The organism is Mesorhizobium sp. WSM3873, from assembly GCF_001672445.1.
Lineage (GTDB): Bacteria > Pseudomonadota > Alphaproteobacteria > Rhizobiales > Rhizobiaceae > Mesorhizobium.
The window spans coordinates 109,391-123,423 of sequence record NZ_LYTM01000034.1; the positions used below are offsets into that span (position 1 = coordinate 109,391).

General features: G+C 64.7%; 12 protein-coding genes. 7 read left to right on the plus strand and 5 right to left on the minus strand.

Annotated elements, in window-relative coordinates:
- Positions 1-2: 2 nt before the first annotated feature.
- Positions 3-3,611, plus strand: coding sequence for a bifunctional proline dehydrogenase/L-glutamate gamma-semialdehyde dehydrogenase PutA (gene putA, locus A9K71_RS20195; RefSeq protein WP_066999836.1), 3,609 nt, complete (start codon positions 3-5; stop codon positions 3,609-3,611).
- A 33-nt stretch (positions 3,612-3,644) separates the two neighbouring features.
- On the opposite strand, the gene A9K71_RS20200 is transcribed toward putA, so the two are convergent.
- The 4 genes from A9K71_RS20200 to A9K71_RS20215 all read right to left on the minus strand — a co-directional run bounded on the left by A9K71_RS20200 (position 3,645) and on the right by A9K71_RS20215 (position 7,720).
- Positions 3,645-3,959, minus strand: coding sequence for an antibiotic biosynthesis monooxygenase (locus tag A9K71_RS20200; protein WP_066999839.1), 315 nt, complete (start codon positions 3,957-3,959; stop codon positions 3,645-3,647).
- A gap of 50 nt (positions 3,960-4,009) precedes the next feature.
- The gene (locus A9K71_RS20205) at positions 4,010-4,975 is read right to left on the minus strand and encodes a TonB family protein (protein ID WP_066999842.1); all 966 of its coding nucleotides are present in this window, start codon (positions 4,973-4,975) and stop codon (positions 4,010-4,012) included.
- Positions 4,976-5,087: 112 nt separating this feature from the next.
- Positions 5,088-5,525 carry a hypothetical protein gene (locus tag A9K71_RS20210; protein WP_066999845.1) on the minus strand — a complete coding sequence of 146 codons (438 nt, stop codon included), beginning with the start codon at positions 5,523-5,525 and terminating at the stop codon, positions 5,088-5,090.
- Between the two features lie 5 nt (positions 5,526-5,530).
- Positions 5,531-7,720 (minus strand): TonB-dependent hemoglobin/transferrin/lactoferrin family receptor, encoded by a 2,190-nt coding sequence (locus tag A9K71_RS20215; RefSeq protein WP_066999848.1) that lies wholly within the window; start codon positions 7,718-7,720, stop codon positions 5,531-5,533.
- Between the two features lie 203 nt (positions 7,721-7,923).
- On the opposite strand from A9K71_RS20215, the gene hemP reads away from it, so the two are divergent.
- From hemP to A9K71_RS20240, 5 genes are read left to right on the plus strand one after another with little or no spacing between them, the layout of a single operon-like run.
- Positions 7,924-8,130 carry a hemin uptake protein HemP gene (hemP, locus tag A9K71_RS20220; RefSeq protein ID WP_066999851.1) on the plus strand — a complete coding sequence of 69 codons (207 nt, stop codon included), beginning with the start codon at positions 7,924-7,926 and terminating at the stop codon, positions 8,128-8,130.
- A 50-nt stretch (positions 8,131-8,180) separates the two neighbouring features.
- A complete protein-coding gene (locus A9K71_RS20225; RefSeq protein WP_067000860.1) occupies positions 8,181-9,242 on the plus strand; it encodes a hemin-degrading factor in 1,062 nt (353 codons plus the stop codon).
- A gap of 11 nt (positions 9,243-9,253) precedes the next feature.
- A complete protein-coding gene (locus A9K71_RS20230; protein ID WP_066999854.1) occupies positions 9,254-10,147 on the plus strand; it encodes a hemin ABC transporter substrate-binding protein in 894 nt (297 codons plus the stop codon).
- A gap of 6 nt (positions 10,148-10,153) precedes the next feature.
- Complete coding sequence (locus A9K71_RS20235; protein ID WP_066999857.1) at positions 10,154-11,254, plus strand: iron ABC transporter permease; 1,101 nt, start codon at positions 10,154-10,156, stop codon at positions 11,252-11,254.
- A gap of 7 nt (positions 11,255-11,261) precedes the next feature.
- Positions 11,262-12,050 carry a heme ABC transporter ATP-binding protein gene (locus A9K71_RS20240; RefSeq protein WP_066999860.1) on the plus strand — a complete coding sequence of 263 codons (789 nt, stop codon included), beginning with the start codon at positions 11,262-11,264 and terminating at the stop codon, positions 12,048-12,050.
- Here A9K71_RS20240 and rirA read toward each other — a convergent pair.
- Complete coding sequence (gene rirA, locus A9K71_RS20245) at positions 12,047-12,508, minus strand: iron-responsive transcriptional regulator RirA (RefSeq protein WP_066999863.1); 462 nt, start codon at positions 12,506-12,508, stop codon at positions 12,047-12,049. The two genes, A9K71_RS20240 and rirA, sit on opposite strands and share 4 nt — an antisense overlap.
- 196 nt (positions 12,509-12,704) lie before the next feature.
- On the opposite strand from rirA, the gene A9K71_RS20250 reads away from it, so the two are divergent.
- The gene (locus A9K71_RS20250) at positions 12,705-14,000 is read left to right on the plus strand and encodes a DUF445 domain-containing protein (RefSeq protein WP_066999866.1); all 1,296 of its coding nucleotides are present in this window, start codon (positions 12,705-12,707) and stop codon (positions 13,998-14,000) included.
- Positions 14,001-14,033: the final 33 nt, after the last annotated feature.

Below are 14,033 nucleotides of genomic sequence, written 5' to 3' on the forward strand. Positions count from 1 at the left end.
ACATGCCGCTCGATGCCATCCGCCAGCAGATCCGCGCCAACTATTTGCCCGACGAAGACGAGGCGGTGAGGCGACTGTCCGCGGCTGCCGGGCTTTCGGCGGAAGAGCGCAAGGCGATCTCGGCGCGTGCGGCCGATCTGGTGCGCGCGGTGCGCGGCTCGAGCGACCCTCGGCTGATGGAGGTTTTTCTTTCGGCCTATGGCCTGTCGACCAAGGAAGGCGTGGCGCTGATGTGTCTCGCCGAGGCGCTGCTGCGCGTTCCCGATGCCGAGACGATGGACGATCTCATCGCCGACAAGATCGCGCCCCATGACTGGTCGGCGCATTCGGGCAGCTCGAGTTCCATTTTCGTCAACGCCTCGACCTGGGCGCTGATGCTGACGGGCCGCGTGCTCGATGAAGGCGAGGGCGGTATCGAAGGCACGCTGCGCGCCATGGTGCGCAGGCTCGGCGAGCCGGTCATCCGCAAGGCCGTGGCGGCGGCGATGCGCGAAATGGGCGAGCAGTTCGTGCTCGGCCGCACCATCGCCGAAGCGGTCAAGCGCGGCCGTCCGATGACGCAGAAGGGCTATCTCTATTCCTTCGACATGCTGGGTGAGGCGGCCCGCACCGAGGCTGATGCGCTGCGCTATCACCGCGCCTATGCGGATGCGATTTCCTCGCTCGACGCGGGGTCCAATGGCCCGGACATTCGCTACAACCACGGCATTTCGGTCAAGCTTTCGGCACTGCATCCACGCTATGAGGTGGCGCAGAAGGAGAAGATGCTGCCGGTAATGGCCGAGCGGCTGTTGTCGCTGGCGCTTGCCGCGCGGCATTCGCGCATGGGCCTCAACATCGATGCCGAAGAGGCCGACCGGCTCGATCTGTCGCTCGACGTCATCGAACGCGTGCTCGCCGAACCGGAGCTTGCCGGTTGGGATGGTTTCGGCGTCGTCGTCCAGGCCTATGGCCCGCGCGCGGCATTCGTCATCGACTGGCTCTATGCGCTTGCCAAAAAATACGACCGCAAGATCATGGTGCGGCTGGTGAAGGGCGCCTATTGGGACACCGAGATCAAGCGGGCACAGACGCTTGGGCTTGCCGGCTATCCGGTCTTCACCCGCAAGACCAACACCGACGTCTCGTATGTGGCCTGCGCGCGAAAACTGCTGTCGATGACCGACCGCATCTACCCGCAATTCGCCACCCACAACGCGCACACGGTGGCTGCCATCCTGTCGATGGCGAAGGATCGCGACTCCTTCGAATTCCAGCGTCTGCACGGCATGGGCGAATCGCTGCACGAGACGGTGCGCAAGGCCGAAAGGACGCGCTGCCGCATCTACGCGCCGGTCGGTGCGCATTCCGACCTGCTCGCCTATCTGGTGCGGCGGCTCTTGGAAAACGGCGCCAACTCCTCTTTCGTCCACCAGTTGACTGACGAGGAGGTCGAGCCGGAAGAAATCGCCCGCGACCCGCTGGAAGCTGTAGAGAAACAAGGCCCCGCCGCCAATCCGGCGATCGCGCGGCCCGCCGCGATCTTCGGCGCCCACCGGCGCAATTCAAAAGGGTTCGACATCAGTGATGCGGTGACTCTTGCAGCCATCGACAGGGCACGGGCGGAATTCGCGGGAGCGGATCGCTGGCATGCCAAGCCGATCACGCGTGCCGCCGGCTACGGCAAGCCGCGCCAGATCGTCAACCCGGCCAAGCCCGATGAGGTCGTCGGCACAGTGCATGAGGCGGCGGCCAAGCAGGTCGCGACCGCCGTGCGTATCGCTGTGGAGGCGCAGCCGGCCTGGGCAAAACGCCCGGTTGCCGAGCGCGCCGCGATCCTCAACCGCGCCGCCGACCTCTACGAGGCCAATGCCGCCGAGTTCTTCGCTTTGGCCACTCGAGAGGCCGGCAAGTCGTTGGCCGACGGCGTCGCCGAAGTGCGCGAGGCGGTGGATTTCCTGCGTTACTATGCGGCCGAGGCGGCGAATGCCGAAGCGGGCACTGAAGCCCGTGGCGCGATCGTCTGCATCTCGCCGTGGAATTTCCCGCTGGCCATCTTCACCGGCCAGATCGCCGCGGCGCTCGTCACCGGCAATTCGGTGATCGCCAAGCCCGCCGAGCAGACGCCGCTGATCGCCTTCCGCGCCGTCGAGATACTGCGCGAGGCCGGCGTGCCGGAGGATATCATCCAGCTCCTGCCGGGTGACGGTGCGTCGGTCGGAGCGCCGCTCACCGCCGACCCGCGCATCGCAGGTGTCTGCTTTACCGGCTCGACCGAGGTCGCCAAGCTGATCGAAAAACAGCTGGCCGAAACGGCGGCGCCCGATGCCATGCTGATTGCCGAGACGGGTGGGCTGAACGCCATGATCGTCGATTCCACGGCGCTTCCCGAGCAGGCGGTTCGCGACATCCTCGCCTCCGCCTTCCAGAGCGCCGGGCAGCGCTGCTCGGCGCTGCGCGTGCTCTACGTGCAGAAGGATGTCGAGAAGAAGATGCTGGCCATGCTGAAGGGCGCGATGGAGGCCCTCAATGTCGGCGATCCGTGGCTGATCTCGACCGATGTCGGCCCGGTCATCGACGATGAGGCGCAGGCCTCGATCAGCGACTACTGCAAGAAAAAGGGGCTGGAGGGGCGCCTCATCGCCAAGCTCGAAGCGCCGGCTGCCGGCCGCTTCGTCGCGCCGCATGTCTTTCGGGTCAAAGGCATCGAGGAGATGGAGCGCGAAGTGTTCGGCCCGGTGCTGCATGTCGCCACCTTCGACGCCGACGACATCGACGCGGTGATTGCCGGCATCAACCGCAAGGGCTACGGCCTGACCTTCGGCCTGCACACCCGCATCGAGGGCCGCGTCCAGCATTTCGTCGACGGCATCCATGCCGGCAACATCTATGTCAACCGAAACCAGATCGGCGCCGTCGTCGGCTCGCAGCCCTTCGGCGGCGAGGGTCTGTCCGGCACCGGGCCGAAGGCCGGCGGGCCGCATTATCTGCGCCGCTTCCGCAAGGGCCCCCAAGCCGGCACGGAAGTCGGCGACGGCCACAAGGTGACGGCGACGGAACTCGCCGACAATCTGCCGGACCCGACGCTTGGCGGCTGGTCGACGCGACCAGATCGCGTGGCGATTCTGAGAAAACATCTGCGCGGCAAGGGGGCTGCGGCCATCGCCGCCGCAGCGAGCCTCGATTTCGGGCAGGTCGACCTGCCGGGCCCGACCGGCGAGGCCAACACGCTGTCGCTGGCGCCGCGCGGACGGGTGCTCTGCCTCGGGCCGGATGCCGAGGCGCTGCTTGCGCAGACAATCCAGGCTTTAGCCGCAGGCAATGCCGTTCTGGCAGTGGCCCCAGGCGCGCCGGCGGCGCTGTCGGCGCTGACCGGCAAGGGCCTGCCGCTGGCGGCGATCGACGGCCGGCCGGACCCGGTCGAGGCACGCTCGCTGCGCGTCGACGTCGTTGCCTTCTCCGGCACGCCGGAAGCGGCGCGCATCGTGCGCAAGGTGGTTGCCGAGCGCGCCGGGCCGATCGTGCCGCTGGTCGGCGAAGTGCTTAATCCGGCGGCTTATGCGCATGAGCGCGCGGTCTGCGTTGACACGACGGCGGCCGGCGGCAATGCCAGCCTGCTTGCTGCGGCCTAATCAGGTGCGGGAAGGCCGCCGCGTTAGCGGCGGTCAGGCGCCCTCGACGACCGAAAACCCTTCGAACTGGGGGTGGCCAAGATAATGCACCTTGGCGGTGCCGGCGTTGCGATGGGCGGCGCGGAAGTTCTCCGACTTCGTCCAGGCGATGAAATCGTCCTGGCTTGCCCAGACGGTGTGCGAGGCGAACAGTGTATAGCCCTCGGTCTCGTTGACCGGGCCGCGCAGCAGGTGGAATTCCTTAAAGCCTTTCATGTCGGAGAGGCTGGAATCGCGGCTCTTCCAGACGTTCTCGAAAGCCTCCTCCGAGCCGTTCTGGACCTTGAAGCGGTTCATGGCGATGTACATTGGCTTCCTTTCGAAATGGACGAATTCTGACGTTTAGGGTGGCGGAGGCTTTAAAAAGGGCCGATCCGCGCCTTGAACACCCAACTTGATTTTCCGGTCTCGGGTGGAATGGGAGGGAACGGGGCTTGCTTGCGCACCAGCGTCAAAGCGAACTGATCGAGCTCGGAGGACCCTGAACTTTCAGCGAGCTGCAGGTCGCTGACGCTGCCGTCGGCCGCGACGACGAAAACCACCCTGGCGTTGTTGCGAGCCTTGGCCTGGATCGATTTCGCAACGCGACGGTTGGCGCGCGCAAGCTTCTTCTGGATTTCACCGCTGTAGTGGGATTCCAGGGCATTGCCGGCAGCGGCCTGTTTCTTGCCCTTGCTGGCGGCAACAGGCGCGTCGCGTGTATCGCCATCCGCCGTGCCGCCGGTTGCATTGGTCCGGTCTGCCGCTGCCGATGGGGCTGGGGCGCTCGATGTCGCACTGGGGACCGGTGGCTGTTGAGGCTCGGCAAGGGGCGCTTCAGCGCTTTGCAGTTCGGTCGCGGGCGTAGGTTTGCTGTCGTCGGGGACAGTCTGGTCATCCTGGCGTGGGCTGGTGGCCGCCACGATATCCGGCGCGGAAGCGGCTTCCTTGACGGCTTGCGGCGGAAGCTGAGGCGTCGAGGGTTCGCTTGCTGGTTGCTGCGCTTCGACCGGCGGTGCGGGCTGCGCGGCCTGGCGTTTCACCGGCTGCAGATCGGGCACCAAGGTGACATCCACGGCGCCGGACGACTGGTCGTCCAGGGCGCTGCCGGTGACGTTGGCGCCGGACTGATCTGTGCCCTCGGCCCGAATCGCGTCCATGGAGTCGAATATCCCGGCAGGCGCGAGCAGGAACGCGGCCGCCGCAGCGCCATGTAGCAGGCCGGAAGCGATGATCGCCACCGGCCATTTGCGATGCCCGGCCGAGTGCCGCGGCTGCATGAGCGGCTCGGCCGGCGTGATCGCCGGTTCGCTGCCTGCATCGGAGGAGTGATTGATGTCCTGCATGTCTCGCGCCGAGACCTGCCGTACGCGATAAGAAATTGTCAAATCAAGATCGGTTGCCGCCCATGGCCCACGCCATGGCGTCTCCTTGGCGGGCCGGATGCACTCCCCACCTCTATACGCCGAAGGCGATGGCGGTTTTAGTCGAGGTCTTCAGGTCGCGCATGCAGGCCGTCGGCTCGACGCCGGTTCCAGCGCATTCCGTCGCGCTGTTGATCAGCACGCGGCCGAGCTTGCCGCATTCGGCGCCCGCGAGATAGAAGCGCGTGACTTTAGTCTTGCCGAGCGGCAGGTCCTTGAAATCGAGCACGGTGAGGCGGTCGACAACGCCTGACTCATTGAACAGCGCGATCTCGAAAGCGGCCTTCGACAGGTCGGCGCCGAGCGCGTTGCTGACGACGAAGGTCAGCCGGCAGCCCTTGTCCGAAGGCTGCACGGCGTTGAGTTCGAGATTAAGGGCCGGCGCCGGCGCGGACTGGGCGCATGCCGGCACCGGGCCGAGCGACATCGCCAGCGCCGATGTCAAGAGACGGAGCGATGTCGTCAAGTTCATGGTTCTCAGCCTCCGAAACGCATGGTTGCCGCAAGCTTCAGCGTGACGCCCGGTTCGTAGAGGACGGCAGTCGTGCTTGCGTTGAGCGGATTGGTGTATTTGACCTCGAACAGATTGTCGGCGCGGACGTCGAGCCTGAGGTTGTCGGTCGCCTGGTAACTGGCAAAGGCATTGACCAGCGTATAGTCCTTGGTCACCGGATTGCCCTTGGGCTTGCCGTTATATTGCACCTCACCGCCGACGGTGAGCCTGTCCTCGAGGAAGCGAAGGCCGAGCTGCGCCGTCACCTGCGAGGAGGGGATGGTGGCAAGGTCGGCCCGCTCGCCCTCATACGAGATGGTGTGGCCGTTGACGATCGAGGCCGAGAAGCCCGCATAGCCCCAGCCGGCGTCATAGACGCTTTCCAGTTCGAAACCGTTGATCTTGGCCTTGGCGAAGTTCTGGTACTGGAAGCAGATCGGGATGCCGGGGCCGAACGGGCAGCCGCTGGTCGGGTCGAAGGCCGACAGCGTGACGCCGTCGATATAGTCTTCGACATTGTTGTTGAAATAGGCGGCCTTGAGCCGCAGAGCGTCGCCGCCTTCGAAAATGTCGTTCTGCTTGTAGTTGACGCCGAACTCGACGGTCTTGCCGGTCTCAGGCTTGAGATTTGGATTGGGCAGGAAGGGGAAGGTGACGCCGGCCGGATGGTTACCGCTGATCAGCGTCTCCGTCAGCGAGGGTGAACGGTAGCCTTCCGCAAAGGTGCCGTAAAACTGCAGGCCGGCGAAGCCAGCGCTTTCGAAGGGCGATACGCCGACGGTGATGCGCGGCGACAGCCGGTCGCCCGAGGTCTCGTGCTCGGAGTCCTTCAGGCTGTACCTGTCGTAGCGCAGGCCGGTGATGACCTCCAGCCATTCCCAGGTCAGCTTGTCCTGGACATAGGCGCCGGAGACGTTGCGCTTACCTGACGGCGTGTAGAAGCTGTCGCCGCCGGCTGTGCCCCCGGTTTCGACGTCGTCGCCGACCCAGTCACCGCCGTAAGTCAACTCATGCGCAATGCCGGCGGTCTCGAATCGCGACGTGTTCCATATGTCGATGCCGGTCGTCCCGACATCGAAAGTCGAGAGCGACCCGGCGGGCAGCACCACGGGCAGGCCGGTCGTCGGATCGAAACGGTTCTGCGGGACGAGCGTCGTCAGATCGAGAAGCGTCTTGTTGTAAGAGGCGTTGATGTGGAGATCGAGCCAGCTTTTGGCATCGTCGGTGATGTTGTAGCGGGCGGTGAAGGTATTCGATTTCAGGTCGACATCGTTGGCCGGAACGCCGCCACTGGTCTCCGTCCACCCGTCCTTCGAGCCGACCCAGCCGAGCTTCAACTCGCTGTTCTCGGTCGGGCGAATGGTGGTCTTGAGCAGGCCGCTCAGCACGTCGAAGCCGGTGCCGGCAACGGTGTCGCCGCCACCGTTCTTGTAGTCGCCGTAGTCGCGGTAGACGATGTTGCCGAGAACGTCCCAGTTCTCGTTGAAGCGATAGGCGCCGCTAGCGCTGGTGGTCCAGCCCTTGCCATTCGTTTCATAGCGACCGGTCAGCGATCCGGCCCAGGTCTCTTCCGGCTTGAGGAAATCTCCGACGTCCTTGGTTTCGAAGAAGACCACTCCGCCGATGGCGCCGGAGCCATAGGTGTTGGCGACCGGGCCGCGGATCACGTCGACCGATTTGATGAGCTCGGGATCGACATAGAAGGTGGACTGCGTGCCGTGGTCGGAGCGCTGGAAATCCTGCCTGGTGCCGTCGACGATCACCGCCACGCGGCCGAAATCCTGCAGGCCGCGGATGTTGATGCTGGAGCTGACGCGTCGCGCGTCGGCCTGCACTGCAACTCCCGGCACGCCAAGCAGCATCTCGTTCGGCGTCGTCGCCATGCGGCGCTCAAGCTGTTCCTTGTCGACATGGCTGGCCGAGGCCAGCGACTGGATCGCCGTCTCGCCGGTGCGGCTAATGACGAGGATCTTGTCGAGCAGCGTCGAGTCGCCTGCACTTTTCTGGTCAGCCTTCTTTGTCTGGTCGCTCTGCTGGTCAGCCGCCGGCTGGGTGGCCTGTTGCGCTTTGGCCGCCGGCATACAGAGCGCGATTGCCGCCGCGCCAGCCAGCAAGGCCGCCATTTCCTTCGCCATCGGCCGATCTGTCGGCCGTCCCCAATTCACCAACCCCATGCCCCAACTCCAGATTCTCAGGCTCGATGCTGGCTGGCGCGGGGCTCGCTCGCATTTTTGATCGCGTCCGGCGTCTTAAATGTTGACTCATTTAGTCCGGTAATGCACGACTAGTAAACATGAGAAATCGACTCAAGAATTTAATCGGCATTTGACGAGGCGACCGGCCCGGTGGCCGGCACAGGAAAAAGGGACCGAATGAGATGAACAGCCATAACCCAAGCGACTTTCGCTACCGCGGCCGCCGCTCCGACGACGTGCCCGCGCGTTTTGACCGCGTGGCGATGTCAGTGCGCACGCTCTCCAGCAACGCGCTGTTCCAGGGCGAGCATGAGATCGGCATCGAACATCATGGTGCTCTCTACCGTCTGAAGATCACCCGCCAGGGCAAGCTGATCCTCAACAAGTAAGCACGATCGGCAGGCGAACAGGGCAGACAAAAAGTGGGCAGGTGAACGATATGGACCAACGCGTGAAGCCGTCGCCGGACGAGATCCGGGGTTCGCGGGAAAACAATCCGAAGATGCGCGAGCGCGATTTGGCGGCCCAACTCGGCATTTCGGAAGCAGAGCTGGTCGCGGCACATTGCGGCCATGGCGCCGTGCGCGTCGAGCCGCGCGTCAATGACTTGCTGAGCGGCCTCGAAGCGGTCGGCGAAGTGATGGCGCTGACCCGCAACGAAAGCGCCGTGCACGAAAAGATCGGCGTCTACGACAAGGTCGTCACCGGCAATCACAACGCCATGGTGCTCGGCGAGAACATCGACCTGCGCATCTTCCCGAAAGTGTGGGCACATGGCTTTGCCGTCGAGAAACGCGACGGGGGCGAGATCCGCCGCAGCCTGCAGTTCTTCGATGCGGCCGGCGAGGCCGTTCACAAGGTGCATCTGCGGGCGGCCTCGAACCTCTATGCTTACCAGAAGCTGGTCGCGAGCCTTGAATCGTCGAACCAGGAGCCGACGATCGCAATCGCCTCAAGCGCGCCGGAAGGCGAAGTGGAGGTGCAAGCCTCGGTAGCCAGCATCGACGACCTCCGCGACCGCTGGAGCCGGATGACCGACGTGCATCAGTTCTTCGGCATGCTGAAGACGCTGAAGCTCAGCCGCCGTGAGGCGGTGCGCATGGTCGGCCAGGACTATGCATGGCTGCTCGACAATGATGCCGTCAGCGCCATGTTTCACCACGCGGCGGAAGGCGAGATGCCGATCATGTGCTTCGTCGGCAACCGCGGCTGCATCCAGATCCATTCCGGCCCGATCAAGTCGGTCAAGCCGATGGGGCCGTGGATCAACGTGCTCGACGAGACCTTCCACCTGCATCTGAGGACCGATCACATCCATGAAGTCTGGGCGGTGCGCAAGCCGACCAAGGATGGCCATGTCACGTCGCTCGAGGCTTATGACGCCAAGGGGGGCATGATCATCCAGTTCTTCGGCAAGCGCCATGAAGGCGAGGGCGAGCGCGAAGACTGGCGCTTCCTGGCCGAGAACCTGCCCCGCATCCCCAGCCCGACCGCTGCATGAGGCGAGACTCGATGCGTGTCGTTCACCGTTTCCGCTCTACGCTTGCGCCGCTGATCGGCGTTCTGCTTGCCGCCGCCGCTCTGCCTGCCGGAGCCGATGAAGGTAGGGCCGTCTTCTCCGACACCTCGCGGATTGCCTCCATCGGCGGCTCGATCACCGAGATCGTCTATGCGCTCGGCGAGGAAGGTCACCTCGTCGCCCGTGATTCGACCAGCTCTTTCCCGCAAGCCGCGCAGAAATTGCCCGATGTGGGCTATATGCGCGCGCTGTCGCCGGAGGGCGTTCTGTCGGTCAATCCATCGGGGATTCTAGCCCTGCATGGCAGCGGCCCGAAGGAAACCGTCGACGTGTTGAAGAAATCGAGCGTGCCCTTTATCGAGGTGCCAGAGCGCTACAGCCATGAAGGCATCCTCGAAAAGATCCGCACCGTCGGGAGGGCGCTGGGGGTTGAGGCCAGGGCGGAGAAGCTCGCTGCGGAGACGGACGCGAAGCTGAAGTCGGCCGAAATGCAGACGGCCGCGATCAAGGAGCGCAAGCGTGTCCTGTTCGTGCTGTCGATGCAGGGCGGCAAGATCCTGGCCGCGGGCAGCGATACGGCTGGCGACGGCATCATCAGGCTTACCGGCGCCGTCAACGCAGTCGAGGGTTTTTCGGGCTACAAGCAGATGTCCGACGAGGCGATCGTCACTGCAAGGCCGGATGTGATCCTGACCATGAAAAACGCCGGTCCGCCGATCTCGGAAGATGAGCTGTTGGCCAATCCATCGATCACCTCAACGCCCGCGGGAGCTGCTCGCAAGCTGATCAGCATGGATGGCGGCTACCTGCTGGGCTTCGGGCCGCGCACGGCCGCGGCCATCCACGACCTCGCCGTCTCGCTTTACGGCAATCAGGTCACGGACTGAGCGGTGATGGCCGAACAGTCGATTGCGGGGCCGGCGGGCAGGGTGAGGGCATCCGATGGCGACCGCTCGGCGCGGGCAAGGATCGTCATCCTGCTTTTGTCTGTCGCGCTTGCGCTGTCCATATTCCTGTCGCTGACCTCGGGCGCTTCGGACGCGTCCGCCCTTCGCGTCATACGCGACTGGCTGACCGGAGGCGTGCCGGTCGATACGGCGCTCGCCGCGCGCGACCGGCTGATCGTCTATGACATCCGCATGCCGCGCGTGCTGCTCGGCGTGCTGATCGGCGCCGCGCTCGCCGTCTCCGGCGCGGTGATGCAAGGACTGTTCCGCAACCCACTCGCCGATCCCGGCCTGATCGGCGTCTCGGCCGGCTCGAGCCTTGGCGCGGTGGCAATCATCGTGCTCGGCACAACCTGGCTTGCGCCTGTCACGCTCGCCCTTGGCACGCTCGCCCTGCCGCTGGCAGCCTTCCTCGGCGGCCTGGCGGTGACGCTGCTGCTCTATGCCATTGCGACGCGCCACGGCCGGACGTCAGTCGCCACCATGCTGCTCGCCGGCCTGGCGATCGCCGCCCTTGCCATGGCGCTCACCGGCATACTGGTCTTCGTGGCCGACGACAGGCAATTGCGCGACCTCACCTTCTGGCAACTCGGCTCGCTTGGCGGCGCCACTTGGCCGAAAATCGGCACGGTCGGGCCGGTGATCTTGCTGGCATTGGCGACGATGCCGTTCCTGTCGCGCGGCCTCGATGCGCTGGCGCTCGGCGAGGCGACCGCCGGCCATCTCGGCATTCCGGTTCAGCGGCTAGAATACACGGCCATCGTTGGCGTCTCGGCGGCGGTCGGTGCGTCGGTCGCCGTCAGCGGAGGCATCGGCTTCATCGGCATCGTCGTGCCGCATCTGTTGCGCCTCGCCATCGGTCCGGAAAACCGCTACCTGTTGCCGGCCTCGGCCTTGCTCGGCGCCTCGCTGCTTCTGCTTGCCGACGCGGTCGCCCGCACCATCGTCGCTCCGGCCGAACTGCCGATCGGCATCGTCACGGCAGTGGCCGGCGCGCCGTTCTTCCTGTGGATCCTGCTGCGCAAGCGCGGCGTCATTGATCTGTGAGCAGCCGATGATCGAAGCCCGGGACATCTCCGTAGCGATCGGCTCCAGGCGCATCGTGTCGCATGTCGATTTCACGGCGCGGCCGGGCGAGGTAACGGCAATCGTCGGGCCCAATGGCTCGGGCAAGACGACGCTGCTCAAGGCGCTGACGGGCGAGCTCTCCTATACCGGCACTGTCATCCTCAATGGCCGAGACCTGGTTTCCATGAAGCCGGTGGAGGCAGCGACGCATCGCGCCGTGCTGCCGCAGTCCACCACGCTGTCCTTTCCCTTCACGGTGCTAGAGGTCGTTCGTCTCGGCCTGATCGGCGGGCGTTCCGGGGTGCTGTCCGGCGAGGATGCGCGCTTGCCCGAGCGGGCGCTGGCGCGTGTCGATCTCGACGGCTTTGCCGGCCGTTTCTACCAGGAACTTTCAGGCGGCGAGCAGCAGCGCGTCCAGCTTGCCCGTGTGCTTTGCCAGGTCTGGGCCCCGGTTCTCGAGGGCAGGCCGCGCTACCTTTTCCTGGACGAGCCTGTCTCCAGCCTCGACGTCAAGCACCAACTCATCATCATGAATATCGCGCGCGATTTCGCCCGGCGCGGCGGCGGCGTGGTGGCGATCCTGCACGACCTCAATCTGACGGCCATGTATGCCGACCGGATTTTCGTGCTCTCTCGTGGCCAGCTGGCTGCCGCCGGCTCACCGCAAGACGTGCTCAATGACGAGCTGATCGAAAAGGTGTTCGACTGTCGGCTCAAGGTCGGCGCACTGCCTGCTGGAAGCGTTCCGTTCGTGTTGCCGCAATCGGCAGCTTAGGCGGCCGGGGCGCGCTGCTCCAGGAGGTCGATGCCAAGCAGGTGGCGCACATTCGGGCGCGCCGCGACGAGGTCGGCGATCGTGTAGCGGGAGAGCACGGCGAAGAAGGCGTTGAGCGCTTCGCGCAGCGCCGAATTCAAGGCGCAACTGTCGACCAGCGGGCATTCGGCGGCGTCGTTCTCGAAGCACTCGGCCATGGCGAAGCTCTCTTCGGTGACGCGGACGACGTCGAACAGGCTGATCTGCTCTGCGGGGCGGCCGAGCCTGACGCCGCCATTGCGGCCACGCACCGTCTCAACCAGGCCGGCCTCGACCAGCGGCTGCAGGATCTTGAACAAAAACAGCTCCGAAACCGAATAGGCGGTGGCGATCTCGGGGATGCGGCTCAGCCGGTCGCTGTTCGCTGCGCAATACATCAGTATGCGCATCGCATAGTTCGTCTGGCGCGTGAGCCGCATGGTGATCCTCGCGAAATGAGCTTGGGCCGAATATGGCCCATAGTTTGGAACAATTCCAGACTGGACCGCTAGATAGCTGAATAATCTTGTCAACTTTTTGTGCGTGTCCGCCGCATCGCACCGCAATGCGCTTTGAGCGAGCGTTTCCCCGGCGCAGGCCCTAGATAAGTCCGGGTGCAATAGGGAAGACCTTTCCATGTCACAATCAGCTCAGGCCCTCGCGCCGGTTCGATTCGACGCCGATGCGCAGGCAAAGCTCTCGGCATTGCGGCGGACCAAGTTCGTCGCCGCCGCAGCGCTTGGCCTATGCATCCTTGTCTTCGCGCTCGCCAAGTCGTTGGAGGTCACCCATCCGTGGCTCGGCTTTGTTGCCGCGTTCGCCGAGGCGGCGATCATTGGCGGGCTGGCCGACTGGTATGCGGTCGTGGCGTTGTTCAGGCGCCCGCTCGGCCTGCCGATCCCGCACACGGCCATCATTCCCGAGAACCAGCACCGCATCGCCGACAATCTCGGCCGGTTCATCGAGGCCAATTTCCTTGCGCCGGAGCCCGTGCGGGAAAAGCTCGCCGAGGTCGACTTTGCGGCCCTCGTCGCCGACTGGCTGGCCGACGCCGAACGCGCCGCCGACCTGTCGCGATTCGTCGCCCGCCTGGTGCCGCAGACGCTGACCGCCGTGGAGCAGTCCGGGCTGCGCGACTTCGTCACCAGCCGCTTGCTGGAGCAGATCGAAAAAGTGCCGCTGGCGCCTTTAGCCGCGGAGCTGTTGTCGGCGCTCACCGACGACCGGCGCCACCAGAAACTGTTCGACGAGTTCACCAGGGTGGTCGGGCGCTTCCTGAACGACGAGAAGGCGCTGGCGACGATGCGCGAAAAGATTCGTGAGGAACTGCCATCGCTGTTCAACCTGTTTCGCGCCGACGCCTATCTGCTCAAGAAGATTGTCGCTTCCGCCGGGTTGCTACTGGAGGAGGTGCGGGCCGATCCCGATCATCCGGCGCGCACCGAGTTCGACCGTTTCGTACTTCGCTTCGTCGAGCGGCTCAGGACCTCGAAGCAATATGCAAGGCGCGCCGAAAAGCTGAAGCGGGATTTCCTGGGCCGTCCGGAAGTCAGGGCTCTCGCCGGCGACACTTGGGCAAGCCTGCGCTTGTTCATCGAGCAGGACGCCAACGCGGCCAATTCGACGATTCGCGAGCACCTCGCCAATCTGTTCGTCGAGGTCGGACGACATTTGGCCGACGATGCCCAGATCAGGGCCGACATGAACCAGGGTTTTGTTGTGGCGTTCGCCTCCTTCGTCGAAAGCCAGAAGAGCGGCGTGTCGAAATTCATCGCCGATCAGGTCAAGCGCTGGGATCTGGCCCAGCTGACGCGGCTGATCGAGATCAATATCGGCAAGGACCTGCAGTATATCCGCTTCAACGGCATGGTAATCGGCGGTCTGGCCGGCTTGGCACTCTATACGGCGGAGCGGCTGCTTCTCCTCAATTGACGCGGACCGGGCGCGCACTATTCTCCCTAGTGG